Here is a 26,661-nt window from a genome sequence, read left to right as displayed (position 1 = left end):
ATTTGAGTTTATATCAAAATGGAAAAGATCTAAATCGAAGTATAAGTTGCGAACTTAGAGTGCTTTGGTAGTGTATCTTTTCCGTTTTTAATTTAATCATTTTATAAAAAACGAATCTAAAGGAGTGATTTAGTTGCTCGACAAGGGCAAGAAAATAGTATCGAGAAGTTTGTCTAAAAGCATAAATACTTATCAAAAAATTGTTCAAGTTGAGTCGAGTTCTCGATACAATTTGTTTCGCTGACGCTTCACAAATCACTCGAACTGACAAGAATCGAGAAATGCTGTCACTTTGAGTGATTTAGTTGCTCCTCAAAAGCAAGTAAATAGTATCGAGAAGTTTGTCTAAAAGCATAAACACCTCTCAAAAGATGTTTCTATCAGGTCGAGTTCTCCGAATGTCAGTTCGAGTGATTTTATGAAATGAAATGGAATAAAATTGTATCGAGAACTGGGTTTACTATCAAAGCATCAAATAACTAGAAAAAAGTCTTGCGTCAGGTCTAGTTCTCGATACTATTCGTTTCGCTACCGCTTCACGAATCACTCGAACTGACAAGAATCGAGAAATGCTGTCACTTCGAGTGATTTAGTTGCTCCTCAAAAGCAAGTAAATAGTATCGAGAAGTTTGTCTAAAAGCATAAACACCTCTCAAAAGATGTTTCTATCAGGTCGAGTTCTCCGAATGTCAGTTCGAGTGTCCGCCTCAGGCGGATGTATCGAGAACTGGGTTTACTATCAAAGCATCAAATAACTAGAAAAAAGTCTTGCGTCAGGTCTAGTTCTCGATACTATTCGTTTCGCTACCGCTTCACGAATCACTCGAACTGACATTACTCAAAGATTAAATAGAAATTTATTAATTTTAAATAAATCAATTTAACTTATGTATTGTGTTTATATCCTCCTTTGTTCTGATCAAACATTTTACACTGGTATAACTTCAAATTTAGACAAGCGGTTACAAGACCATCAAAGCGGTAGGCATTTTGGAAGCTATACTTTTGATAGAAGGCCAGTTGAATTAAAGTATTATGCTGAATTCACTGAAGTTGAAAGAGCTATCGCTATGGAGAAGCAAATCAAAAAATGGTCAAAAGCTAAAAAACAAGCTTTGATTGATGGTCAGTTTGAAGACTTACCAAATCTTGCTAAAAAGAAATTTGAGGATTGATTAAATCACTTTTGGATCAGGTCGGGTTCTCGAAATGTCACTTCGAGTGATTTAGTTGCTCGACAAGAGCAAGTAAATAGTATCGAGAAGTTTGTCTAAAAGCATAAATATCCTCAAAAATTGTTTCCGTTAAGTCTAGTTCTCCAAATGTCACTTCGATTGTCCGCCTCAGGCGGATATATCGAGAACTGGGTTTATTATCAAAGCATGGAATAACTAGAAAAAAGTCTTGCGTTGGGTCAAGTTCTCGATAAGATTCGTTCCGCTGCCGCTCCACGAATCACTCGAACTGACAAGGATCGAGAAGTTTGCCTAAAAGCATAAACACCTCTCAAAAGATGTTTCCATCAGGTGGAGTTCTCCAAATGTCACTTCGAGTGATTTTATGGAATGAAATGGAATAAAATTGTATCGAGAAGTACTTTCGTAAAACATAAATACTTATCAAAAAAAATGTCCGCGTTAAGTCGAGTTTTCGAAATGTCAGTTCGAGTGATTTTATGAAATGAAATGGAATAAAATTGTATCGAGAACTGGGTTTATACTAAAACATGAAGTAATTGGAAAAAATACAACCATCAAGTCGATTTCTCGATACTATTCGTTTCGCTACCGCTCCACAAATCACTCGAACTGACAAGGATCTAACTAACATAGCTTGAGTCATACTCCATCCTAAAACAATTACTCCATTACATTTTTATTTATAATATCTGTTTTGGGATAGTTATGTTTAGAACGAGGTGACCATTGAAAATCGGTGATGACCTCAACATCAAATAACTCCTTTGCAGGGGTACTTAACAAAACAGCACTAAACTCATCTTCTATCTGTTTCAAATGGTTTAATTCTTCAAGATTCAATCGCTCTTTGATGGCGAGTTGTCCAAGACTATCTATTTCTTCTGGTTTTACTCCTGCCTTTAAACTTACACTTAGCGCTTTTTGGTGATCAAGTCTTTGTAAGTAGTAAATTCCATCGATAGAATTATCCACATAAAATGTATTGTATGGATACCTTCCTCCAGTGAGATACATGGCAGCATCCGTCAAACATGGTGACGACTTACTGATGATTCTGGTGTTGGTACGATCGACAGGCCCTTCGGGGTACAACTCTTTAAAAGCTTCATGCAGACCCAGATACCCTACAACCAAACCATCGCATAAATGCCCGTGAAGTTTTACTAAATCATCCAGTTGTATATCTTGAACATGATTAAGCTGACCTTTGGAAAAGTCAGTATCAATTACCTTTATAGCGGGGGCTTTGGAGGTATCAATTTGAGCGGAGGGATCTGAACATGAAACCATGATGGTACTTATAAAAATGATTAGATATGTAGAATTTATAAAACTCAATGATTTCATTGTCATTTATTTGATAGTTCCGTATTTATGGACAATCGCTATCTGACCGGCGTGATAGGCGGTGTGGGAAGTCACCCTTCCAAAAGCCTCCGCCAGGGTTTTCGTGCCAAACTCGTCGGTGCTCACTTCACTTTCCCAGGCCTTATCGTCCTGAGCTTCGATGGCTGTTTTGAGCTGCTCAAAAGCGTAGTTACTCATGTCTTTAAGCTTATCTAAATCAGTCCACTTACCTGTGTCTTTACCGTCGATGATGGTTTTAGCAGTAACTCTGACACCATCCAGTTTAAAAATGTTTTTGGCAAATAGCAATTCAACCTCAGCGATATGTCGGATTAAAAATCCGAGTGAATTAGGCCCGTCGCCCAGGGTTTTCTTCAAATCTTCTTCTGAAATGGATTCTACTAGATTGGAGAATCGGGTTCGGGCTTCGAGCCATAAGTCTGTAAAATGAGACGTCATAGGTCTTGAGTTTTAGAGTAAAATATTAAATAAGAATCCGGATAAGATGATGAACAGGGTGACTACCCCAAAGAAAATCGCGATCAGTTGCCAAGACATCACTTTCTTGAGCAAGGTCCCTTCGGGAATAGATAAACCAACAGTAGCCATCATAAAAGCAATAGCGGTTCCCAGCGGCACGCCTTTGGCGACAAAAACCTGAATCACAGGCACAATTCCTGCGGCATTGGCATACATCGGTACCGCCAGAAGGACTGCCAGCGGAACGGTCCACCAGGCGCCGCTTCCCAGATATTCTGCAAAGAAATTTTCGGGCACATAACCGTGCATCGCCGCCCCTATTCCAATACCAATAATGACGTAAATGAGAATGCCTTTGACCAAATCCCAGGCTTCTTTGGTGATATCTGGTAAACGCTGCACAAGGCTTTGTTTGGAATCATCTTGATATTCTTCAGTATCAGCTTCAGAATTATTCAGAATTTTCTGTACCCAATCCGACAGTAATGGCTCCAGATTGAATTTCCCTAAAATCCAGCCGCCCAAAGTTCCTAAAATGATACCTGATCCAGCGTAAATTAAAGTCGCTTTCCAGCCAAATAAACCAAGGAACATAGCAATGGCGACTTCGTTCACCAAGGGTGAGGTAATCAGAAAGGAAAAGGTCACACCCAGTGGTATTCCTCCTTGAACGAAACCAATAAATAAAGGTACAGAAGAGCAAGAACAAAAGGGCGTTATGGCTCCAAATGTAGAACCTAACAAATACTCTAAACCGTAAAGTTTTTTTCGATTCAGGTAATTCTTTAAACGTTCAATAGGGAAATACATATTAACCACTCCCATGATAAACACAATCACAAAAAGAAGCACCAAAATCTTAATGGTGTCGTACACAAAAAAGTTTAAGGCTTCACCAAGACTGGAGTCTGGAGCAATGTTGAACACCTTATAAATCAGCCAGTCGGCGAAAGCTTGTGTCCATTCGAACATAATATATTAATTTTTAAGATTTTTGATGAATTCATTAGCCCGATCACCTCGGAGGTGTTCAGCTAGTCCTAATAATCCATCTTTGAGATAAGCGGCTTGATAACCTTTACTCCTCAGATACATCATCGCCATGATCGCCCGGTCCTTATGCGGACAGGAAGCCACAATAAGTTTATCTTTAGGCAATTCAGAATACCGCTGAGGTAAAGTGGGCAAAGGCATTTTTAAAGCATACTCCATCCTCCAGGCCAATTGTTCTTCCTCAAAGCGGATATCTACTAAAATCGCTTTGTCCTCGAGTAAAAGTTGAACAATTTCTTTGGAAGAAATCTTCATCTCTTTTCGGCTCTCATAAGTGAAATTAGTGAGATAAGTATCCAGTTCAGTTTGCGAATATGCCGAGGTCAGGCTTAAAATTATAAAGCTTAAAGAAAGTAATAGTGCTTTGGTCATAACTTTGAGTTTAACAGCAGTCGGTTGAACTGCAACAATCGCTTGAGGCTGATTTCACTTGCGCTAGGCTTCCTTTGACAGGAAAACCTTTTTCAGCCCATTTGATAATACCACCCTCCAGATTTTTCACCTCCTGATATCCCTGATTGATCAGATAATAAGCCGTTTTAAGACTTCGGGCTCCACTCCTGCAGACCATCACTAGAGATTGATCTAGTGGGATTTCAGTGTAGCGATCTTCAAATTCACTCAATGGCACATGAAGTAGATTTTGAACATCAAAGCTCAGTTCTTCAAGCTCCTCATTTTCTCTTACGTCCACTAATAGGGCTCCCTCATTTTCAAGCTTGGAAGTTGTCGTTGGGCAGATATTTTTAATTTCTTGATCTTTCATTTCTTATTGCATTTTGTTTGAATTGTACTTACTCCAGGTATAGATTCTGATTTCAAATCAGCAAACAAATCATCAGCGAATCCTCAAATCATATCATCCATACTACTAAAGGTAGCTTTCAATTTCTGAAACACTGGCGGCTTTGCCTTTGACCTTGATGTCTTCGTCGATCACTAAAACAGGAGTTGATAACACATTGTATTTCATGATTTCCTGAATGTCTTCGATCTTTTCAACATTGGCGTCAAGGCCTTTGTTTTTCAAAGCTTCATTGACATTGTTGAACATGGTTTTACATTTTGGGCAACCTGTTCCTAGAATTTTTATAGATTTCATAAGTCTTACGTTTTTAATTGTTCGCAAATATACGAACAATAATTCGCAATTCGTAAAACTACGATCAAAGATCTAAAAAAATTAGTTGAGGGCTGAAGAAAGTAATTTTTTGGCTAAATCGAAGTTTTCACGATTGATGCAATACTTAATGGTAGGTGAAGTAATGTTTCCCTGAATAAGACCAGCATTTTTCAATTCCTTCAGGTGCTGAGATAAGGTTGACTTAGCTACTGGTAAGATTTCGGCCATATCACCGTGGAAGCAACAGGCCTGAGAATTAAGCAACTCCAAAATCGCTAACCGAATGGGATGACCAAGTGCTTTAGCAAACTTGGCAGTTTGTAATAATTCTTCTGAAAGTAGTTCTTTTGTAGGTTGCATAACTTTAATCTGTTCGCAAATATACGAACTTTAGATCAACTTCATTATGAAATTAATCTTTGTTTGTTGTTACTGATTTCTACTTCGCTCAGAAGAGTTTTCGGGAAACTTGTCACTTCGAGCATGCCCGACGAAGTCATTCAGGCGGGTGATCCCAACATTTTCGTTCGGATTGTATCGAGAAGTCTTAAATCTTAAAGCATTTAATAAAGTTTAGAAAAATGAATTAGTTAGAATGAGTTCTCGATACAATTCTTTGCCTAAAAGAAGTCAAAGAAATCGAACTGAAGAAGTCATCAAGCACAAACTCTAACTTAAATCAATCACTAAAATTTACTCGTTTAGATATTCATTCGTAAAAAGCAGTTGTTGATCCAATTGATTTTTCTCATCCTTATCAATCAATTTATTTTCAGCTAACCAATGGACAAAAGAATTCCAACGCTCAGCTTTCATTTCTCCCCATTGATTAGTGTCAGTGAGGTAATATTTACTGATGTAACGCTGACTTTCTTTTAAAAATTCCATATCCTTATTATCGACGTGAGGCAATAGCAATTCGGCAGCTTCGTCCGGGATTTCGGCGGCCCACTGAAAACCTTTTGCAGTGGCTGCCAAAAAGTTGATCATCGCCTTTTGCTTTTCCTCAAGAATTTCCGGATGACTGAGTAATACAGGAGAATAGCCATAAGGAATATCATACTCCTGGAGCTGAAATACATTGAGCTCTACTCCTTTTCTTTGAGCTTCTACTCCTTCCCAGGGCATAAACACCCAGGTCGCATCGGCTTCTCCTTTGAGTAGCGTATCCCAGATGCCTAGTTTCTCTGGAGTGATTTTGATGTGCTTACCTTCTCCACCATCATTTTTGATCATCTGCGAAATAATCGTGTCTTCAAAACGCGCATCATAGGACGCGTATTTCTTTCCGTCCAGCTGTTTCATATGATCGATCCCTGAAGTTTTGAGAGTGACAATCGCGCTTGTATCTTCCTGTAAAATGGCGGCAATGGCCATCAAATTGGGCTTATCGGGCAGAGTTTGATAAGAAATCACTGACTCGGAAGGTGCAATGGCAAAATCAACATCTTTGTTGGCTAATAATTTTGCTGGTGTGGATTCATAACTATCGACCTGTGGCGATCTCAAATGCACGTCCAAGTTTAAATCTGAGTAAAAACCTTTTTCAAGTGCTACAAAAAATCCAGTGTGAATGGTGTTAGGCGTCCAGTCCAGAGCCAATGTCAATTTATCCATAAGTGTATGATTTATCATTCATTACTACGCTTGCATTACCAAGATCAGTTTTAAGAGTATATTCTCAGCCCTTATTTTAAGGCACCCCTGTGTGAATCTCAAATGTATTGAGAGTGATCATCAAATACAAAGAAATTCTTATTTAATTGTAAGTTGGGTTTCCATCTCGACAAATGAGCTTGCCCGAATGAATTCGTTCAGGTGGGCTTGCCCGAATGAATTCGTTCAGGTGGGCTTGCCCGAATGAATTCGTTCTGGCGGGCTTGCCCGAATGAATTCATTCAGGCAGGCCCTGCCCGGCAAAGTCATTGAGGCAAGTAATACCGGTATTTTCGTTGGGATTGTACCTGCCTGCAGGTAGACAGGTCAAAGCTAATCTACGATGCCATCCACCCTTTAGGGCTAGGCAAAGATGGCGAGTGTTAAATTCCAAAAAAGCCTGTCCGAAACAATCACTCAGGCGGGCCTGCCCGAATGCCTTATCAGGCGGGCTTGCCCGAATGCCCTGGCAGAGGGGCGTCCCGACAGATGGCGTTGGGAAGTAATGTAAACAAGTCGTGTTTCGTGTTTCGTATTTCGTGACTCCTGAATCTTCTGCTCATTGTTGACCATTCACCTTTAACTTTTGACCAACCCTAGCTGGCGGTGATTCGACGGTAGGAGAATCGCGGCGCAATGAATAAAGCCAAAATGTATCGAAGCCAGCATTTTTCATCATTTAAATTTTGTTAATGACTTTTGGTAAAGTCGAGTACTCAAAATGATTTTTTATTAAAAAAAGTCCAAAGCATCCTTTGAATTGACGAGGACCAACAAGAACTCTTATCGTATAGCCCGCCTGACTTTAGCAGCAATACAGACAAGCTCAAATCAAAATCTGCCAAGTCTCAAAAATCAGAATACTGCAGTAATATTATTAAACATTAACTATTATACTCCGAAGAAAATATTTTTTTAAGGTAATTCCTGAATTTCTTTGATTAATTGCTGCTTTAAATTATTGTATTATGACTAAAAAGACTGTCTTACTCGTTGTAGGGTTTGTGATTTTTTGGAATTCAGGATTTGTTGGCGCTGAATATGGTCTGCCGTTTGCAGGCCCTTATACTCTGCTTTTTTGGCGTTATTTGGGATTAACACTACTTTTATGGACTTATCTTAACATAAGAGGACGTTTTAAATGGGTCTCATGGAAGAAAGCTAAACCCAATTTACTGATTGGAATATTGGCACATGGCGTTTGGCTTACGTGCGCATTAGTTGCCATCTCAAATGGTGTGCCTGCTGGAATCGTTGCGCTTATCATTTCATTACAACCCCTTGTCACAGGCTCCGTATCGGGTAGGATTACTGGAGAACGTAATTCCATTCAACAGTGGCTGGGGTTAAGCATTGGTTTTTTGGGAGTCGTCTTAAGTGTTGCCTATAGAATTGATATAGAAAATTCTACATCAGTGGTTAGTTACCTTATCCCCTTAGGTTCGATAATTGCTATGGTAATGGCGAGTTTATTCCAACGCAATATGGAATTAAATAAAAGCGTAAATAAATTACCTTCAGGCCTATCCCTGTTTTATCAAGGTCTGGGTACAACTGTTGTCCTCTTTTTTCCGGCTGTTTTTTTCGAAAATTTAGTCACTGAATGGACAACTGAATTTATCCTCACTCAAGTTTGGCTCATTCTTGGTGTTTCACTTCTTGCATACACTTTCGTTTGGAAGCTGATAGAACGCATGAGCGCTACAAGTTTTTCGAGCTTATTCTATCTTGGGCCACCAGTGACGATGTTTATGGCCTGGCTTATGTTTGGAGATGCGATATTGGTTTGGGACATTCTAGGTCTCACCGTTATTGTAGTAGGCTTGCTAATAACGCAAATCAATTTTAAAAAACAATTTACTCATCTTAGAAAGACACCTAGACTTCGAGGACTAACTAAAAACCATTAGTATGCTTGCTGAAATCTCACTGAAGTCAATCCTGGTAACGGAGCCTGCCTTGCCTGCCAAAGAAACTCAGGTAGGCTAGATATACAACCTTAGCTCTTATGGCTAAGCCTGCCCGCCTCAGTAGGAGAATCGCGGCTCATTGATAAAAACCGAAATATATCGAAGCCGGCAGCTAAGAATCCTTCAACTGCTGTTTATAATACGAAATCTGATCCTGAAGCGCTTCGGGGAGACTTGGGTTTTGGATATCTGTATAAGTTTCCATGCGTTCTTTTATAGTTCTGGCCACGAGTAATCTTGCATGATGCTTTGAATCTGAAGGGATGATGTACCAGGGGGCATGCTCTTTTGAAGTCTCAGAAATTGCCTGCTCGTAATATTTGGTGTAATCATCCCAAAGCTCTCGATCCTTTAAATCTTCTGGTGAAAACTTCCAGTTTTTACTGGGTTTGTTGAGTCTTCTCAAGATTCTGCGCTTCTGTTCACCTTTAGAAATATGAAGAAAAAACTTAAAAACAATACACCCATTTTCATGAATGGTCTTTTCAAAATTATTGATTTGCTCCAGCCGTTTGTTCCAAAACTCTGGTGTAATGTCCTTTAGAGAATTGATATGTGGAATCCTTTCATTTAAAACTATTTCTGGCTTAACCCTTGAAATAAGCACATTTTCATAATGCGATCGGTTAAAAACAGCATACTTACCTCTGGCTGGTAAGGCTCTGTAATGCCTCCATAAGAAATCATGGTTCAGCTCTCTTTCTGAAGGTTTTTTAAAACTGTAGGAAATCACTCCTCTCACATTAAAGTCTTTGAAGACTTCACGGATTAAACTGTCTTTCCCTGAAGTATCCATTCCTTGTATACAAACAAGAACTGAATATTTACCGTGGGCATAGAGCGTGTTCTGCATCTTCCCAAGTTCTCGTCTCTCTTTCCTCAGCTGCTTTTTTAAAGACTTATTGCTGAATTTATGATCGAGCTGAGTGGGAAAGTCGTCTAACTTCAATTGGCCTTCAACTTTAAAGTCCAGTAATTCCATAGTGCTAATGTAACGGATTATGATTTAGTTATTTGCAATAACTAAAAAAGAATAGAATCAGTGAATGCAGAAAAGGATAAGATTACCAAAAAGTATGTTTATTCTTGGTCTCGTAATTCACTCCATTCTACTCCACCACAACATCGGAAATTCTTATCGAAGTCGCTTGAAAATAAGCGTCTGCAGCTCTATAAATAAAAGCAATGCTAATGTCTTCACCTTCGTATTGAGCAAGGCTCAATTCTCCCGTATTGCTTATATCATCAGAACCAGGATTATTGGCTACCATGGCATCGAGTGCAGGCTGGAAGACCTCCCAATTGGCGGTTTCGAAATTAGTACCATCATAGTCAGTCGAAATCTGAAGCCCATAAGCCAGGGTATTTTCATCGATAGGGGCGTCGAAACGCCTGTCAAAATTAAAACTTAATTTAGGATCTTCTGCCCCGCCCAGGCTGATGCTCGGTGAAATGAGCCAGGCTTCAGAATAATCATCTCCAGAGGTGGCTTCTCCAGCTGGCGTAAATGGGTTGGTTCCCACTCCAGTCACTCCTTGTCCAGTGTAGCAAAAGAAACCACCAGTGCCAAAAGAATTCTGAACAACGTCAATGATCGTCCACCCGTCCGGAGGAAGTTCAAAACTTCCATTGGGCCCGCAAACTCCAAAGTTTTCTATAAATGGTAAATCGTCTTCCTGCACACGCTCGTTGACTAGATTGAAGCTTAAATATCTTCCGTCAAATTCATTGGTGGCAAGTCCGGGACCAACAGCAATGATTTCAAATTCCTGAGCAAAACCATCAAACCGAATCCCTTCTTCTATCAGAATCATTTCAAAACTTGCAGAGGTTGCTCCGGCACTCACCGGAATGTTTATTTCTCCACCACTAAGCGGCGGCTCAGTGGTAAAAAGGTTTCCGTAGGTATTTTGAGGGGCGATGATTCTTATATTGGAAGCTTGTGGAGAAGCCGGTGAAATATCAAAATTGATCGTTACCGGCTGGAGTGTATCTGTCACCACTTCTACATCTGGAGAAGAAAAACTTACCAAAGCTACCGAATCATCATCGCTACAAGAGGTTAGTAAGATCAAACTCAGAAGTACGAAAAAAATAGGTTTTATTTGAAAGAGTCGCATAAGTTTTAATTTTGAATTGACCACATTACTGCATTTACATTATCCCCCAGAGGAAATTGACGCTGAATCGCTTGCTGGAGGTTGTCTACATTTTGATTGATTTCAGAAAAAGGATACATCCAGCGTTTGGGAACACCTTCCTCATTGATGATTCCACCGCCATCCACATTAAATTCTGGGAAACCTGTTCTTCTGTTATCGTAAAAAGGCTCCCAACCTGAATTCAAGAACATAGCTGTGTGCTTTTGCGTCAGAATTTGCTCCAAACCTGTTGAAGTCTGATAAGTAATGATGGGTTGAGCTAAATAGTTATCGACCAGATTGGCGTCTATGTCATAGTAGTCCATGGATGCTCTGATGCCCGCCTCATAAAAGCCATCGGCATCTGCAGGAATCCAATTGCGATGAGCGGCTTCCGCTAAGATAAAATTTAACTCTGCGAAGCCTAGTGAAAGGTTAACCTCGGCTTCAGCATCTTCTACATAACGGCTATTTAGCGACGAACCTTCTCCACTGGTAAGTCTGGCCACGTTAGCGTTAAGAGGAGCACTTCCAAGAAGTCCTGAATAACTATCAAATGAAAGTGGATCGTCGTCACTGGAATTACTATCGGGCGAAGCCATTTCAAACAGTCGTGGGTCACTAAAAGTTTTAAGTCTTTCCACAAAGGTTTCTTCCAAAATATAGGAAGTTGTAATAGAAGCGTTTCTCCAAAACGGATAAACATTTCCTGTTTCTTCGGAATAGGAATAAAAGGCATTATCGTCTGTAGATTCCATAATTGGATAAACCCCAGCATTGGAATAAATGGTGTTGAACCGTGAAGGTAAATTTAAATTAGGATCGTCCTCTCTTACAGATAAGCTCATCAAGACTCTTAAATGAAAACTATTGATGAATTTCTTCCACTTGAGTAAATCATTGTTAAACACAACATCGCCATTGATAGCTGGTCCTGTAACTTCCAGCAGAGAGTTAGCTTCTTCCAGCAATTCAAAAATCCTGAGATACACCTGTTCCTGCGGATCATAAACAGGTTGAAAATTACCAGACTCGGCTAGCATCGCCTCCGATTGTGGAATATCTCCAAATTGTCTTGTGATTTGCTCGTAGATGAACGCCTCAAAAAATCTGGCTATCGCTGTGAAGTTTTGGTTTTGGAAATTTACTGCTTCCTCTTCCATTTTCTTCACCTGTCTCAATGTGTTATAAAACCCAAAGCTTGCTCTGTCCCAGCCATAATACTGAGAATCTTCAACCAAATTGACATTGACCAAATGTCTGGAGGCCATAGAAGCATTTAGATCTATGGAATTTAGGGTGCTCACTTCAATGTTGGTAAGCAACAATCCCGGATTAGCCTGAGTTGTCCTGTTGGGATCGTTCTGAAATTCGTCGTAATCCTGGCAACTCACTAAAAGAAGTAAACCGAAAACTAAAAGTAAATATGAGGTCTTGAACTGCATGTGTTGTCGTTTTTCTAATTAAAATTTAGCATTGAGGTGAATCCCGAAATTTCTCATGGATGGCGTTTGCATGTTCTGGTCTGTACCAGAATCTGGATCGAGGTAATCAATTTCCGCCCACAAAGCCAGGTTTCTTCCTATAAGGGATACGGTTGCGGTTTCTATAAATGTATTTTCCAGCAGCTTTGAAGGAAAATTGTAACTTAAGCTCACTTCTCTAAGTTTTAGGAAGGACATATCGTAATAGTGATTCCCGTAAGCTCTTGAATGGTAAGTAGTCATGTAATCTTCATAATTCACCACCTGTTCGTTTGAAGCATATTGCCTGGTATCGCTAGTGATGTTTCCTTCAGTATCGTATTGGACATCTCCTCCAACCACAACAACTCCATCGGCTACATAATTGCTTACCCCGCTAGCTGAGGCTGCCCTATATTCATTGACCGAACCTGGGTGAGAGCCTGACCACCATAAATTTCTCAAGGTTCTGCTTTCTGCCAGTCCTCCTATTCTACCATCAATTCCTACGAAAAGATTGAAATTTTTGTACCTGAAGTTATTAAGGAAACCATAGACCCAATCCGGATCTCTAAAACCGATATGCCTGTTGAATGGGTCTCTGATGTTTATTCCGTTATTTCCAATAATGGGCTGTCCATCTGGAGTTTCCTGCCACACGGTGGTGAACAGTTTATCCACCCGATCGCCTTCTCTTAGCTGACCAATATTTTCCTGATTGTCGATTTCACTGATATAGGTTCTGTACTGACTCAAATTGAAAGTGACATCCCAGCCAAAGGTTTTATTCTTTATCGGACTTGCGCGAGTGACCAATTCAAACCCCTTTTTTTCAAATTCATTGGCGTTGATCAATCTTGAAGAAAATCCGGAAGCAACTGAAATTGGAACATTGGTGAGGTTATTGAAATTTCTTACATAAATGAAATTGGTATCGAAGCTTAATCGGTTTTCGAAAAAACCAACCACCAAGCCTCCTTCAAAAGCTGAAGAGGTCTGTGGACTTAAATCTGGACTGATCAAATTACCAGGAAAAACAAGTGAAGCATTGTTCTGCCAGTTTAGCCCGCTATTATATGCGGCAATATGAGAATAGGTTCCTCCAAAATCACCATTGGAGACCTCAGCCCAACTTCCTCTTACTCTTAAATTAGAGATGACTTCAGGTAAATCAAACATCTTACTGGGAACGTAACTCAAAGAAACAGACGGATAGAAGAATGAATTATTTTCTTTTGGTAAGGTGGTCACCCAATCGTTTCTTCCAGTGAACCCAAGGTAGATTGAATTGAAAAAACTTAAATCTAAGGTCGCATAAGCTGAACTGATTCTGGATTCGGATTCAAAATTACTGCCCTGTACCGCGTTTCTAGAATTGGAAATATTATAAAAATCGGGAACGTTGAGTCCGTTAGTGCTCACACTGGAAGCCGTACTGCTTCTGTAAAGATTGGACACCCCAACAGTCGACTGTATATTAAAATCTTCAGAAAACACTTTGCTATAATTCATGAAAACATCAGTATTGAAATCGAAGCCGGAATTATAGGATTGTGAGAAATTACCATCGGTTCTGTTGAAGTCTCTCACAAAACTGATGGGCTGTTTGGTTGTTCGATCAAGAGAAAAATAGTTGAATCCATTTCTCATATTAATCGTTAAATCTTTGGCTAAATCATAAGTTAGAAACACCTGGCCATAAGTTACGTCTCGGTAGTATCCTCTGTTAAATTCATTAGCCAAAAAATGAGGATTGTTGTAAAAACTGGTACTGTAGTGTCTTTGCTGAAAACCCTCCTGCCCAGGGATCCAGTAATCCTTCAAATCATTTACATCCACGTTTGCTCCCATCCATAGCGCCAGGTTGTAAATGAAACTTTGGGAGCTAAAAGCGACTTCAGGAATATTGTCAGATTGTTGTTTGTTGTAATTTAGAGACGCGTCTACGGTAAGTTTTTTATGTTTAAATCGTCCGGATACACTGAAATTCGAGTTGTTCAAATCAGTATTGGGAACAATACCACGCTGATAGCGATTACCAACAGACACTCTAATGTTTCGCTCAGCATTTCCTGCGGTAACGGCTAAAGTTGTATTACTTATCACTCCGGTTCTAAAAAAATTATCCAGATTATTTTGTCCTCTGGAAACCCAAGGCAAAGGGACTCTCTCGCCCGTAACCGGATCAATAGGGCTGTTGTATTGTACACGCTCCACAAAACCACTTGGTGTTGAAGGATCTGGTCTGTCTAAACGAGGGCCCCAGGAAAATCCACTACCTTCCTGACCTGAGCCGGTTCCATCTGTGTACTTGTAAACTCCGTTACGTCCAGACCCATACTGGCTTTGATTTTCCGGAACTCTTAAAAAATCAGTTTGAAACATGGTATTGGAAGATACTTCTACTTGCAAGCCTCCGTCTGTATTTCCTCTTTTAGTAGTGATCAAGATAGCACCATTTCTACCAATGGAGCCGTAAAGTGCTGAAGCAGGTGCGCCTTTTAGAACGTTTATGGATTCAATATCATTACCATTGAGCTCATAAAGATTTGTGGACGTGTTGGGAACACCATCGATCACGATTAATGGGCGTTCACCTCTCAAGCTGTATCCTGGATTGGCAAAGAAATCAGTCGAGTTAAAAACCGTCAAACCAGCAACTTTACCAGTTAAATTCGATATCACATTGGCTTCCTGAGTTTTAACTAGAGACTCACCGTCTACTTTTTGTGTAGCGTAACCTAAACGTTCTTTGGACTTTTTAATGTTTAATGCAGTGACGACCACTGCATCCAGAGCATTGATATCACTTGTTAACTTGACCTCAAGATATTCGGTATTTTTTAATAAAATTTCTTCTGTTTTAAAACCTATGTAGGAAAATGTAAGTCCAGGAGTAGGTTCCTCAAGATAGATTTCAAATTCTCCATCATAATTTGTAGTTGTCCCATTTACTGTGCCCATGGCTATAATAGATACTCCAAGTAAAGGCTCACCAGATAATTTATCGGTGACCTGACCACTTATGGCCAGAGGAAATGAAGAATCTGGAATAAGGTCCTGCTGAGTTGCAGAATTCAAATTATTAGTTTGTGCAAGCGATTGCTTCTGAAAGGGGCACAAAGCAAAAACCAGGATAAAAATATACTTGAGGAACGATTTTAAACGGAGATTACAATTCATATGAGAAGTGAAATTTTGATAAATATACTTAAGTGTAAAGTTAATTGTTTTTTAACTGATTTAATAAACGATTGATTGTGTGATCAATAGATTTTTAGACTTTTTTCAAATCCAAAAATACTTATAAACTTAAGTAACCTAAGTGTACAATTGTTAAATAAAAGACTAAGCCTTGGTTTCGACAAACTTTAGAAAGGTTTTAAATTAAGTGATTTCATCTTAAATTTAATTGTGTAACAATCTCACAACCAAAGCGTCTCATTAGAAATCAATCTTATGAAATCAAGCTTTACTCTCGCTCTCTTCCTTTTAATCAGTATTCAGTTTTCAGCACAAAGCCTCCGAGGGCGTGTGGTGGAAGCCAGCAATCAACAAGGAATTCCTTTTGTGACCGTTCAACTTGGAGACAATTATGGTGTCATTTCCAATGCAGAAGGTTATTTTGTTCTTCAACGCAAAACCACTTCAGAAGAAACGCCAATCTTATTTTCATCTATGGGGTTTGAATCTGTTGAAATACTTTTGAAAGATTTTGAAGAAAACCAAATCATCAGTTTAAAGCCTGCAACTTACGAGTTGGATGAGGTATTATTGTTTGATAAGCAATTGACTGCTGAAGAGATTCTTGAAAAATTTGAAGCCAATGCTAAAGAAAATCATCAACTCAGCAATGCGAAAGTTCAGGTGTTTTTAAGATCGAATGACGACTACAAAGCTGAAACTTTTGGAATAGATATTAAAAAGCATCCTACCTCAGCAAATCAGAACGTAAAGAGATGAACGCAAACATGGAGGACCTGGGGAATAAAATCACTTCAAAGTCTTCCAAATCCTACCGTGAACGCTTAATCAACATTTATGCTCTCGAAGACACTTTAGTCAATGAGTACCAAAAGGCACTCAATTTAATCAATAGAGAGACAACATTTGATACTGAAGACATACAGGAAGAAGTTTTCTTCGAATTGATGAAAAGCTTAAAATCTCCATATTCTTTTAAAGTAAAAACCGGTATAATTCCCATAGATAAAGATGTGTCACTTAATGAATTGATTGAAGATATAGAAAATGATAAGCTCAAATTACCTGATACTGTTTACCATAAAAACAGCTGGCGAAGAGAGAGTTACAAAAACAAAGCGACAAGATTTAATAAGGATTTCCTTACTTCAACCAAGCATTATAATTACGAACTTATGGGAGTTACCAAAGTTTACGGCGAGCCTTGTTATCATATTAAGTTTTCACCAAATCCATGGAGATGGAAAGGAAAATATGTTGATAATCTTTACATCAACACCAGAGATTTCGGTATGGTAAGTTACAACTACGATTTAGATGAAGGAGAAAAAGCGATGAATGTCAACCTGAAATTTGTACTCGGTATAAAAGTAAATAGTTTTGTAGATAGTGGATTTTTAATATTTACCAGAAATAACGATAATACCTATTATCCAAAATACATCAAGCAAACCGACGGAAGTTATGCTTACATCAGTCGTAGTTTATCATTCAAAGAAAACAACCCTGATCGAAGTCAACGAAAACAACTGAAATTGGCCTTTGAACTAGAATACAATTTGATGGAAACTACAGAATATGTAGGAGTAGAATATCAATCGATATCACCAGATCTTTTTAACTCACTGAGTTTTGATGAGTATATTCTTATTGATGAAGTTGAAAAATACGATACTAATTACTGGAAAGATTATAACATTATAGAAGCAACTGAAGCTATAAAAACTTATAAATAAAGATTTTGCTATGCTACTTAGATCAGAAAAAGTGATCGAATTTACTCTTTTTTGTTTTTGAGTTTCTTATCGATTCTGTTTAAAAAGCTGTTTTTCTTTTCAAGTTTCTTCTTCCACAATTCCTTGGCATATTTTTGCATGTCGGTAACGCTATCTTTTTCATCAACGATTTCCAGACCCAAAATCGTTTCTATAATATCCTCCATAGTTACGATCCCGTCCATGCCTCCATATTCATCAACGATAATAGCAATATGCTCTCGGTTTTCTAAGAGTTTTTCCCACAAAGTGAAAAGAGGCATTGTGCCGGAAACGGCACTAATTTCACGTTTAAGGTCTTTAAGCTGAAGCTTCTGTTCACCTTCTGCAAGCTTTTCCAGCAGTTCCTGACGGAACACGCAACCGGTTATATTGTCCTCACTAATTGAGTAAACCGGCAATCTGGAAAACTTGGTGTATTTCTGGTTTTTTAAAAATTCCTGCAAAGTGGTATCTTCATCTTCAGTAATCACAACCACTCTAGGGGTCATAATTTCTTTGACCATTATATTCTTAAGTCTTAAGATGTTCTGTATGATTTTGTTTTCTTTTTCAGTGAACAGTCCTTCTTTATTACCAATACTTGCCAATGCAGCAATTTCTTCCCTACTGGTAGATTTTTCATTTTTATTGCTGGACAACATCTTTGTAATGACTGAGGACATCATGACTAATGGATAAGTCAGGAAAATCATAACTCGAAGAATCTGATATGATATTTTGCTTAAGCGTTTCCAATATCTTGCTCCTAAGGTTTTGGGAATAATTTCGGTAACTACTAAAATCAAAAGTGTAAGAATTGCCGATACTATCCCGAAATAAGCGTCTCCAAATACTTTTACTGCCTGGGCTCCTACTCCAGCTGCACCTATGGTATGAGCTACTGTGTTTAAGGAAAGAATGGCTGATAAAGGTTTATCGATTTCTTCTTTGTAAGACATGAATGAATTGGCCCACACATGTCCATTTTCTTTTTTTACAATGAGATAGGAGCGGTTGGTGGATAGTAGCACAGATTCCATTATCGAACATAAAAAAGACACGAATAGAGCTAGAAATAAATATGCAAAAAGTAAAAACATTCTTTTATTTCAAAACTAAAACATATAAAAGGCTTTACTGCCAATTTTTTGTTATCCTAAGCTTAGAAACTTTAAACAAAATTTGTTTGTCATTTTTGGTCATAACAAAATCCGTTCATTTTCATTTAAAAAACAATCTTCAACTTAAATCAAAAAAGGGCAAGGTAAAGATTCTAATCGTCTGTCCTTTAGTGTTTCACGATCTAAAGACAAAACGGTTGAATTTGAACTCGCAACGGAAAACCAAAGACCATTGCTATTACGATATTTTTAAGAAAAGTAGAATTTTCTTCACAAATTAAAATTAAATGAAATTTTATTGGACACTATAGTCTATAAATTTGCCGTTGTAAAGTAAACATTGATTATGAAAGAGAATTTTGATTTAATAGAAGACGTAGCGAACTTTACAAGTGCTGGCACATCTCAATTATTTCTAAATACTCCTGAAGGAGTGGAACAGGTAGAGGTAGAAAATATCTCTCATTTGGATTTTGATTATAAGAATACTGATCTTGGACGACTATACGCGGAATTTTCCGAGAACATCATTAAGATTCAGAAAATAAATTTTCAAAATAATAGCTTCTTCAATTGCTATTTCAATTGCGAGGATACCATAGAGATCCTAAAATTTGATGAAAATGGTACTCAGATAAGCTAAACTCTGCCAAGTAATTAAATTATTATCGAAGTCTTTGACTTCAAACTCACTTTTTAAATTTAACAAGGCTTAAACTATTTCAAGATGAACAAAAGATTGAAACAATTAACTTATGCTCTAGCCTTAGGCCTTATGGCATTTACTACACAAGCACAAGAAAATGTCTTTGGGGTGAAAGGTGGACTGAATTTATCCAACTTTTTTACAGAAAATGTAGATGATGAAAATTTACGAACAGGACTCAACTTTGGAATATACTCCAGAAGTCCTTTGATAGATGAAGTACTCTATCTTCAAGCGGAACTTGGCTATTCTGGCAAAGGAGCTAAACTTGAAGGCAATGGTGGAGAACTAGAATTAGGTTTAGGATACTTAGAATTACCTATTTTGGCTTCCCTTGGATTTGGTGACTTACTGTTCATAGAAGGTGGAGCTTATGCGTCTTACTTGCTTGATGCCAATATTTCTGGAGAAAATAGCTTCGGTGAATTCTCAGATGATATTAGTACCGATAATTTTAAAGATTTCGATTATGGTCTAGCTGTCGGTGCGAATGTCAACCTATCTCCTTTAGTTATAGGAGTTCGTTATTACTATGGATTACAAGATATAGTAAGTGATGACATACAGTTTTTTCCCGGTTTGGAAGCAAGAAACTCAACATTCCAAGCTTATGTAGCTTTTGAGTTTTAAGTCAAAAAATGATTTTAAAAAAAGCGTATCTAAACGGATGCGCTTTTTTTATGCGTTAGATTTAGAACTTTTTAAAATTGAAAAACAAAGTCTTCAGTGAATGCTCAGAAAAGCTCTCAAATAATTGGCTTAACATTGGCTTAACATACGTATAAGTAAGACTTACTAAGCTTAAATTTGCTTAGAATAATATAATATTTAGTTATGAAAAAGTTACTTATTGCTGTGTGTTTCATAGTTGCCTTCGGATTTCAATCTCAGGCGCAATCTATTGCTGAACATGCTATTGGATTAAGATTTGGAGGAAATAATGGTTATGGAGCAGAGATTTCTTACCAGAATGCGTTAGGAGATAATAACCGTCTGGAAATCGATTTAGGATGGAGAAACAATGATAGATTTGATGCTTTTAAACTGACCGGTTTATACCAATGGGTCTGGAACATTGAAGGAGGATTCAATTGGTTTGTCGGTGTTGGTGGTGGACTTGGTAGTGTGAGTTATGATGAACGCTATGGCAATGATGATTTCAATGATGACAATGAAGTCTTTATCTTTGGTGCTGGTAATATTGGTATCGAGTATAATTTCAATATCCCCTTACTCATTGCATTGGACTTTAGACCCGAGATTGGTTCTGGAAATTATAACAACGACTTGGATTTTGATATTGCTTTGGCTCTACGTTACCAATTCTAGAAATACATTAATAAAGTTTAAGTTGAATTTGAAGCCTCAGAGATAATCTCTGGGGCTTTTTTTATGTCAAATTCAAGCCAAACTTCCATTCATCTTTCAAATTCATCGACTCATCGGAAAAATAATTTTAAAGAGTATCTTTCAAATTACTTTTGACTCAAAAGATAAGTCATGAAAGAAACTTCTTTACAAACACTGATAAAGTTCATTTGGATATCTGCCCTGATCGCCTTATTCATTCACCTCATCAATTTTATAGCTGTTGGCTGGTCGCTCAACTATCTTACAAATTATAAAGCTATATTAGGTCACTTTGCCTATGCCTTTATTATTGGCATATTTAATATTGTATTTATTACGTTCATACAAAGTAAATTCTCGTGGCGTAAAGAACCTAAAGCCTTGATTATTATAGGAATACCAGGCACAGTTATCGTTTCAGTATTTGGTTTTTTCGTAGCGAGAATCGTTCATAGTGTTTGGATTTACGGCCATACATTTGAGCGGTTTTTAGAAAATGAAAGTGTATTTAGTTATGTCTTTGCTGTACTCATCGCTATCATAGTCAGTTTAGCTTTTCACGCCTATTACTTCTATAGATTTGGAGCCGATGCAGAATTGAGAGCTCAAAAGGAAATTATAGAACATACCAAAGCCAAGCACAAAGCGCTAAAAGATCAGCTAGATCCTCACTTTTTGTTCAACAGCCTGAGTGTCTTAGCATCACTCATTGAAGAAGATCCAAAACGAGCTACTGAATTTACCACCAGTCTGTCCAAAGTTTATCGCTACGTCTTAGACCAAAGGCAGGAAGATTTGGTAAGTATTTCTTCTGAATTGGATTTTGCCAAAGTCTATTTAAATCTATTATCTACTCGATTTGAAGATAGTCTGATATACAGTATTGATGTTTCAGACGAATCTGATTTTACCGTGCCGCTTTCATTACAGCTCTTGATTGAAAATGCTGTAAAACACAACAAAGTAACAGAAAAGAATCCCTTACATATCAAAATCTATAAGACTGAAGATTATCTAGTTATCCAAAATAATGTCAGTCCTAAAGCGACTAATTCTGAAAGAAGTGGGATTGGTTTGCTCAACATCAAAAAGCGATTTGAAGTTTACACTAAAACTCTAATAGAAATTGAGAAGAAATCAAACACATTTACTGTAAAGTTACCTTTAATTAAAACTTAGAACTCATGAGCAAAATAGTTATAGTTGAAGATGAAAAGCCAGCGGCAAGACGACTTGAGAGATTGCTTTCTGCACTTCAGTATGAAATATTAAAGAAATTGCACTCTGTAGAAGAGGCCATCGACTGGTTTCAAAAACAACCTAAAGTGGACTTGATTTTTCTGGATATTCAACTGAGTGACGGTTTGTCCTTTGAAATATTTGAAAAGGTTGATATTGAAGCAGATCTAATTTTTACCACGGCTTACGATGAATATGCCTTAAAGGCATTTAAAATCAACAGCATCGACTATCTTTTAAAACCTATTGACCCTATTGAGCTTACATCTGCTTTAAAAAAGTATGAGAAACGCAAGTTTTCTCAATCTATCGATGCAGAACTTTTGAAAAGTTTGTTGGTTCAACCACAAAATGAGCAAACTTACAAAACACGTTTTTCCGTCAAGGTAGGCGAAAAGCTTAAAACCTATTCAGCAGATGAAATTTCTTGCTTTGAAAGTTCAGATAAAGCCACCTCTCTGGTCACTTTGGAAGGTAAACATTATGTCATCGATGAATCGCTCAACCAACTTGAACCCAAACTTTCACCAAAGGATTTTTTCAGAATAAACAGAAGCCACATTATTCATTATCAATCGATTCAAGACATGGTGAGTTATTCTACGAGTAGAATCAAAATTAATCTTAAGGCTTTAGATCAACCCGTTATTGTAAGTCGAGAGCGTGTTAAAGACTTTAAAACTTGGATAGGATAATAGTCTCTAAAGTTCTGAAATTACTTATATTCAACATAAAAAATGAAGATTTTATGCATCTCAGGTTCTGCTTCTAAGGCTAGTAGCAATGTCAAATTTTTAAAAGCTATCGCAGAGCATTTATCTGAAAACCACACGATAGAAGTCTATGAAGGACTTTATAATTTTCCTTTATTTACGCCAGAACGACTTAACGCGGGCATGCCTGAACAAATCAATCTTCTTCGCGATAGAATTGTGAATGCTGACCTTGTCATATTTTCTACGCCAGAATACAACCACAACATACCTGCAGTGCTTAAAAATATGCTGGAATGGTTGACAGATTCCGGCGAATTGTTTGGAAAAAAAGTATTGCCTATCACCTTCACCCCTAAAGCCCCGAGAGGAGAGCATGCGCTTCAATCTTTCCAGATGAGCTTAAAAGCTCAGAAAGCAAGTATTATTTCTGAAGCCAATTTTTATAAAACCGATATTGAGTTTGTAGATGATCTCATCATTTTGCCTGACGACATTAAGTTGATGTTTGATGGCCTTTTAGACTTTTAAACCTCGTGGTTTGTCTAAATTTGCCGATTCGTTTTTGTTCAAAATCAAACCTCATTTAAATGAAATATTTTCTCCTTAGTCTTGGACTTTTTCTATCGTTTAATGCCTTTTCTCAGATAGAGGAATCCAAACTCGGAAGCTGGTACATGTACTTTTACAATGTCAATTTTGAAGAATCCAATTTTGGGGTTCAAGGTGATTTTCAGTACAGAAACTGGAATACCATCGGAGACTTGGAACAGCTCATGCTGAGATCTGGAGTCACTTATAAAGCTGATGATTCTTCTGTTTTATTTACTTTAGGTTATGCCAATATAACTACTGGAACACCTGGAGAACAATCTTCAACAATAAATGAAAGTAGAATTTATCAGGAAGCGCTTTTCGGTCAGGAGATTTTGCAAAGAGTTCATCTTACTTACAGATTTAGGTATGAACAACGCTGGGTAGAACATCAGGACTTCAGAACTCGATTTAGATATAATCTATTTATTAATGTGGGATTGAATTCAAAAAAGCTTTTGCCAAAAACTTTTTATACTGCCTTTTACAATGAATTATTTATCAATGGAGAACGCGATACAGGACCAGGCGATGTAGAGCTTTTTGACAGGAACCGGACTTATTTTGGTTTAGGCTACATCATAAGCAATAGCTCTAAAGTTCAGCTTGGATGGATGCGACAAGAAACTGAAGTTTGGACCAAAAATCAGCTGCAGTTCAGTTTTCATCACAATTTGAATTTTTAAGTTTATCCGCAACTCTTTTTTCTGAAAAGATAGTACAATATTCTAAAAAACATAGAAAAGGAAAGGTACACAGCCGAGTAATATCATGAAGGCATTATTATTAATATCAATTAATATTTTAAAACTTATAGTTAAATATTATTTATAGTTAGATCAGTATTTGCAAAAAGCTAGTATCATTTCTGAATAATTTTTAAAATGAAGATAATCGTATTCATATTAGGTGTTGTACTTCTTTCGAGTCAAGTTGATTACTATAACATGGACTTAATTGAAACATCTATTGTTCTTGATATTGAAGAGAACAACACCTTAGTTGAAGAATATGTGATTACCTTCCAAAACTCGTCTTCAGAATCTAATATTATTCCAGAAACTTTAAAAGTCTGGAAATCTTATATACTCACATTTGATCAGATCCATCTTGATCAAGAAATAGACCCTCCTGAAACCTTAGGTTAATTGTAAAAACTATAATTAACTTAATATAAATTCAATGAAACATATTTTATTGACGGTAAGTCTTGTCTTGTCGTCATGTACATATGCCCAAGTCGAAGAATCAAAACTTGGTAGCTGGTATATGTATTTCTATAACGTCAATCTTGAGAATTCCAACTTTGGCATTCAGGGAGATTTTCAATACAGAAATTGGAATACCATCGGCGATTTGGAGCAGTTGTTATTAAGATCTGGGGTGACTTACAGACCAGACGATTCACCTGTTCTCTTCACGCTTGGGTTTGCAAATATTACCACAGGAACACCAGGAGAAAGTACTTCAACAGTTAATGAAAATCGAATTTATCAGGAAGCGCTTATCAATCAGAAAATACTTCGGAGGGTTCATCTCGTCCACAGGTTTAGGTATGAACAACGGTGGGTAGAAGATCAGGAGTTCAGAACCAGATTGCGTTACAACCTATTTGTAAATGTAGCCTTAAATGCGAAAGAATTGGTTCCAAAAACTCTGTATGCAGCATTTTACAATGAGCTATTCATCAATGGTGAGCGAAACACTGGAAATTCTGACGTGGAACTTTTTGACAGAAACAGAACCTACTTTGGTTTGGGATATGTCCTGACAAAGAGTACGAGACTTCAACTTGGCTGGATGCGACAGGAGACAGAGGCCTGGACCAAGAATCAATTACAATTTAGTTTACATCAAAATCTAAACTTTTGATTGATCAAAAAGCTGTTATCAAATAATAAAATTTAATACACTAAAAAGATGAAAAAAATTAAAGTTTTAGCGATGTTTTTTATCGCAGTAATAATGATAGCCTGCACCAAGCAAGCAGAAGAATCAGCAACTGAAAATCTTCCTGAGGTAGAAAAAACAAAACCACTTGTTCAGGAAGTTTTAACTCAACAACAAAGGGATGCATTATCTCCAGATGATATTCTAAACACTTTTATAGAAGGTAATAAACGTTTTATCAATAATAACCTTACAGCAAGAGACCACTCCGAACAGGTAAGAAGGAGTGCTTCAGGCCAGTTTCCAAAAGCAGTTGTGCTTTCATGTTTAGACAGTAGAGTCCCAGTAGAAGATGTTTTTGATAGAGGAATCGGAGATATTTTTGTGGGAAGAGTAGCAGGAAACTTTGTGAACGAGGATTTATTGGGAAGTATGGAATTTGGCTGCAAAGTAGCTGGCTCAAAACTGATTTTAGTAATGGGTCACGAACATTGTGGAGCCATTAAAGCAGCTATAGATGATGTGAAATTAGGCAATATCACTGCAATGCTTTCAAAAATTCAGCCTTCTGTTGACAAAGTACAATATGAAGGTGACCGAACTTCAAAAAATGAAGAGTTCGTTGCTAAAGTATGCGAAAGTAATGTGATCCATACAATTGAGGGAATAAGGGCAAAAAGTCCAATTCTGAAAGAAATGGAAGAAAATGGAGACATTAAAATTGTTGGAGCTGTGTATGATATGGATTCAGGAGTTGTAAATTTTTTAAAATAAACATTAGCTCTTATTTAATGAGATCTGATTAGAAAGCTGAAATAGCTTACAATCAGGAACCTCTACATATATAAATATGGCTTCAATTAAAATAAATAATAGAAATAGGAATACTTATTAAATATCCAATTACAAATTAATAAAGGGTAAAAAAAATCAAATTTTAGAAAAATGAAAATCAAGAAACAAAATACTTTAAAATTTATATTCATTGGCTTAAGCCTAATTTTTTTCACTAGTTGTGAAAATAATTCCACAAAGAGGCAGCAAAATAATGAAATGAAAGAAAAACCATCTGTAAATTTAAATGAAGATGTACTGCTTTACTCTAAAGAATGTATTACAGAGTATGAGGTAGTAAAAGCTCAAAGAGAATGGGCAGATGGAATTGTGAGAATAGGCAAGGTCTACACCGATGGTGGAGATTACAAAACTGAAGCTGCAGAATTCATACAGGAAATGTATGGATATGACCTTGGTAGTGTGCTCTTCAAACCTACCCTCGCATCTGTTTCTCAATTCAGAAACAGCTTTGATTCTGCAAAGTCCTACTTTGTTGGAGATAATCCTGCCTATCCGGAAGATTCAGGTTTTGCTATCAAACCCTATACTAATGTAAAGTGGGAAAATGTTGGCATCATCAATAATAACTGCAGAATGGCTATAGCTATGGGTAATTATTACTTTACTCCAAAGGACGGAAATGGTGATGTAAAGGTTGAATACACTTTTGCATACGTCAAAGACAAATCTGGAAAGATCAGGATAGCCTCTCACCAGTCCTCTTTGCCTTATGTTCCACCAAAGGAATAAGCCCTTTATTTAGGATCATTAAAAAAGCCTGTTCAAGTTAACGAACAGGCTTTTCTATTATATAAAAA

General features: G+C 37.4%; 28 protein-coding genes and 1 riboswitch. Of the genes, 15 read left to right on the top strand and 13 right to left on the bottom strand.

The genetic code is table 11. The features are described from left to right. The first annotated feature begins 887 nt into the window (after window positions 1–887). The gene (locus LB452_RS12795; protein WP_224462129.1) at window positions 888–1,175 is read left to right on the top strand and encodes a GIY-YIG nuclease family protein; all 288 of its coding nucleotides are present in this window, start codon (window positions 888–890) and stop codon (window positions 1,173–1,175) included. A gap of 684 nt (window positions 1,176–1,859) precedes the next feature. Here LB452_RS12795 and LB452_RS12790 read toward each other — a convergent pair. The 8 genes from LB452_RS12790 to LB452_RS12755 form a co-directional block, all read right to left on the bottom strand. Continuing rightward, on the bottom strand, window positions 1,860–2,546 hold the full coding sequence (locus LB452_RS12790; RefSeq protein WP_224462128.1) for a formylmethanofuran dehydrogenase subunit E family protein: 687 nt from the start codon (window positions 2,544–2,546) through the stop codon (window positions 1,860–1,862). Between the two features lie 6 nt (window positions 2,547–2,552). Further along, a complete protein-coding gene (locus tag LB452_RS12785; RefSeq protein ID WP_224462127.1) occupies window positions 2,553–3,005 on the bottom strand; it encodes a DinB family protein in 453 nt (150 codons plus the stop codon). 12 nt (window positions 3,006–3,017) lie between these two features. Then, complete coding sequence (locus LB452_RS12780; protein WP_224462126.1) at window positions 3,018–3,998, bottom strand: permease; 981 nt, start codon at window positions 3,996–3,998, stop codon at window positions 3,018–3,020. 6 nt (window positions 3,999–4,004) lie between these two features. Continuing rightward, a complete protein-coding gene (locus LB452_RS12775) occupies window positions 4,005–4,451 on the bottom strand; it encodes a rhodanese-like domain-containing protein (protein ID WP_224462125.1) in 447 nt (148 codons plus the stop codon). A gap of 10 nt (window positions 4,452–4,461) precedes the next feature. After that, complete coding sequence (locus LB452_RS12770; RefSeq protein ID WP_224462124.1) at window positions 4,462–4,845, bottom strand: rhodanese-like domain-containing protein; 384 nt, start codon at window positions 4,843–4,845, stop codon at window positions 4,462–4,464. Between the two features lie 105 nt (window positions 4,846–4,950). After that, entirely contained in the window at window positions 4,951–5,181 is a 231-nt protein-coding gene (locus tag LB452_RS12765) for a thioredoxin family protein (protein ID WP_224462123.1), read from the bottom strand. A gap of 81 nt (window positions 5,182–5,262) precedes the next feature. Continuing rightward, a complete protein-coding gene (locus tag LB452_RS12760) occupies window positions 5,263–5,562 on the bottom strand; it encodes an ArsR/SmtB family transcription factor (RefSeq protein WP_224462122.1) in 300 nt (99 codons plus the stop codon). 333 nt (window positions 5,563–5,895) lie between these two features. After that, window positions 5,896–6,819, bottom strand: a complete 924-nt coding sequence (locus LB452_RS12755) for an ABC transporter substrate-binding protein (protein WP_224462121.1) — start codon at window positions 6,817–6,819, stop codon at window positions 5,896–5,898. A gap of 3 nt (window positions 6,820–6,822) precedes the next feature. Continuing rightward, window positions 6,823–6,918, bottom strand: a riboswitch (TPP riboswitch). Between the two features lie 908 nt (window positions 6,919–7,826). Here LB452_RS12755 and LB452_RS12750 point away from each other — a divergent pair. Further along, the gene (locus tag LB452_RS12750; protein WP_224462120.1) at window positions 7,827–8,768 is read left to right on the top strand and encodes a DMT family transporter; all 942 of its coding nucleotides are present in this window, start codon (window positions 7,827–7,829) and stop codon (window positions 8,766–8,768) included. Between the two features lie 172 nt (window positions 8,769–8,940). Here the strand turns inward: LB452_RS12750 and LB452_RS12745 are convergent, their stop codons facing one another. The 4 genes from LB452_RS12745 to LB452_RS12730 all read right to left on the bottom strand — a co-directional run bounded on the left by LB452_RS12745 (window position 8,941) and on the right by LB452_RS12730 (window position 15,615). Continuing rightward, on the bottom strand, window positions 8,941–9,810 hold the full coding sequence (locus LB452_RS12745) for a polyphosphate kinase 2 family protein (RefSeq protein ID WP_224462119.1): 870 nt from the start codon (window positions 9,808–9,810) through the stop codon (window positions 8,941–8,943). A 127-nt stretch (window positions 9,811–9,937) separates the two neighbouring features. Then, window positions 9,938–10,948, bottom strand: a complete 1,011-nt coding sequence (locus LB452_RS12740; protein ID WP_224462118.1) for a choice-of-anchor J domain-containing protein — start codon at window positions 10,946–10,948, stop codon at window positions 9,938–9,940. Between the two features lie 5 nt (window positions 10,949–10,953). Beyond that, window positions 10,954–12,414 carry a SusD/RagB family nutrient-binding outer membrane lipoprotein gene (locus tag LB452_RS12735; protein WP_224462117.1) on the bottom strand — a complete coding sequence of 487 codons (1,461 nt, stop codon included), beginning with the start codon at window positions 12,412–12,414 and terminating at the stop codon, window positions 10,954–10,956. An 18-nt stretch (window positions 12,415–12,432) separates the two neighbouring features. Next, window positions 12,433–15,615 (bottom strand): SusC/RagA family TonB-linked outer membrane protein, encoded by a 3,183-nt coding sequence (locus LB452_RS12730; protein WP_224462116.1) that lies wholly within the window; start codon window positions 15,613–15,615, stop codon window positions 12,433–12,435. A gap of 276 nt (window positions 15,616–15,891) precedes the next feature. Here LB452_RS12730 and LB452_RS12725 point away from each other — a divergent pair, with 276 nt between their 5' ends. Continuing rightward, window positions 15,892–16,395: a carboxypeptidase-like regulatory domain-containing protein gene (locus tag LB452_RS12725; RefSeq protein WP_224462115.1), complete on the top strand. Its 504-nt coding sequence runs from the start codon at window positions 15,892–15,894 to the stop codon at window positions 16,393–16,395. Then, entirely contained in the window at window positions 16,392–17,372 is a 981-nt protein-coding gene (locus tag LB452_RS12720) for a hypothetical protein (protein ID WP_224462114.1), read from the top strand. Before LB452_RS12725 ends, LB452_RS12720 begins: the two co-directional genes overlap by 4 nt. A gap of 41 nt (window positions 17,373–17,413) precedes the next feature. On the opposite strand, the gene LB452_RS12715 is transcribed toward LB452_RS12720, so the two are convergent. Beyond that, complete coding sequence (locus LB452_RS12715) at window positions 17,414–18,493, bottom strand: CNNM domain-containing protein (RefSeq protein ID WP_224462113.1); 1,080 nt, start codon at window positions 18,491–18,493, stop codon at window positions 17,414–17,416. A 367-nt stretch (window positions 18,494–18,860) separates the two neighbouring features. Between LB452_RS12715 and LB452_RS12710 the strand changes: the two genes are divergently transcribed. The 11 genes from LB452_RS12710 (at window position 18,861) to LB452_RS12660 (ending at window position 26,593) form a co-directional block, all read left to right on the top strand. Continuing rightward, a complete protein-coding gene (locus LB452_RS12710; protein WP_224462112.1) occupies window positions 18,861–19,157 on the top strand; it encodes a hypothetical protein in 297 nt (98 codons plus the stop codon). An 84-nt stretch (window positions 19,158–19,241) separates the two neighbouring features. Continuing rightward, window positions 19,242–19,850: a porin family protein gene (locus LB452_RS12705; protein ID WP_224462111.1), complete on the top strand. Its 609-nt coding sequence runs from the start codon at window positions 19,242–19,244 to the stop codon at window positions 19,848–19,850. 204 nt (window positions 19,851–20,054) lie between these two features. After that, on the top strand, window positions 20,055–20,549 hold the full coding sequence (locus LB452_RS12700; RefSeq protein WP_224462110.1) for a hypothetical protein: 495 nt from the start codon (window positions 20,055–20,057) through the stop codon (window positions 20,547–20,549). Window positions 20,550–20,720: 171 nt separating this feature from the next. Next, window positions 20,721–21,749 (top strand): sensor histidine kinase, encoded by a 1,029-nt coding sequence (locus tag LB452_RS12695; protein ID WP_224462109.1) that lies wholly within the window; start codon window positions 20,721–20,723, stop codon window positions 21,747–21,749. Window positions 21,750–21,754: 5 nt separating this feature from the next. Beyond that, window positions 21,755–22,504 (top strand): LytR/AlgR family response regulator transcription factor, encoded by a 750-nt coding sequence (locus LB452_RS12690; RefSeq protein WP_224462108.1) that lies wholly within the window; start codon window positions 21,755–21,757, stop codon window positions 22,502–22,504. A gap of 42 nt (window positions 22,505–22,546) precedes the next feature. Continuing rightward, window positions 22,547–23,053: an NADPH-dependent FMN reductase gene (locus tag LB452_RS12685; RefSeq protein WP_224462107.1), complete on the top strand. Its 507-nt coding sequence runs from the start codon at window positions 22,547–22,549 to the stop codon at window positions 23,051–23,053. A 59-nt stretch (window positions 23,054–23,112) separates the two neighbouring features. Then, a complete protein-coding gene (locus tag LB452_RS12680) occupies window positions 23,113–23,802 on the top strand; it encodes a DUF2490 domain-containing protein (protein WP_224462106.1) in 690 nt (229 codons plus the stop codon). A gap of 198 nt (window positions 23,803–24,000) precedes the next feature. Beyond that, window positions 24,001–24,264 carry a hypothetical protein gene (locus LB452_RS12675; protein WP_224462105.1) on the top strand — a complete coding sequence of 88 codons (264 nt, stop codon included), beginning with the start codon at window positions 24,001–24,003 and terminating at the stop codon, window positions 24,262–24,264. Between the two features lie 34 nt (window positions 24,265–24,298). After that, window positions 24,299–24,988, top strand: coding sequence for a DUF2490 domain-containing protein (locus LB452_RS12670; protein ID WP_224462104.1), 690 nt, complete (start codon window positions 24,299–24,301; stop codon window positions 24,986–24,988). A 48-nt stretch (window positions 24,989–25,036) separates the two neighbouring features. Next, window positions 25,037–25,780 carry a carbonic anhydrase family protein gene (locus LB452_RS12665; RefSeq protein ID WP_224462103.1) on the top strand — a complete coding sequence of 248 codons (744 nt, stop codon included), beginning with the start codon at window positions 25,037–25,039 and terminating at the stop codon, window positions 25,778–25,780. A 279-nt stretch (window positions 25,781–26,059) separates the two neighbouring features. Further along, a complete protein-coding gene (locus tag LB452_RS12660; protein WP_224462102.1) occupies window positions 26,060–26,593 on the top strand; it encodes a phosphoribosyl-AMP cyclohydrolase in 534 nt (177 codons plus the stop codon). Window positions 26,594–26,661 lie beyond the last annotated feature (68 nt).

The organism is Psychroflexus longus (assembly GCF_020164595.1).
Lineage (GTDB): Bacteria > Bacteroidota > Bacteroidia > Flavobacteriales > Flavobacteriaceae > Psychroflexus > Psychroflexus longus.
The sequence above is the reverse complement of the archived record's forward strand: the minus strand, read 5'-3'. Positions and strand labels throughout refer to the sequence as shown.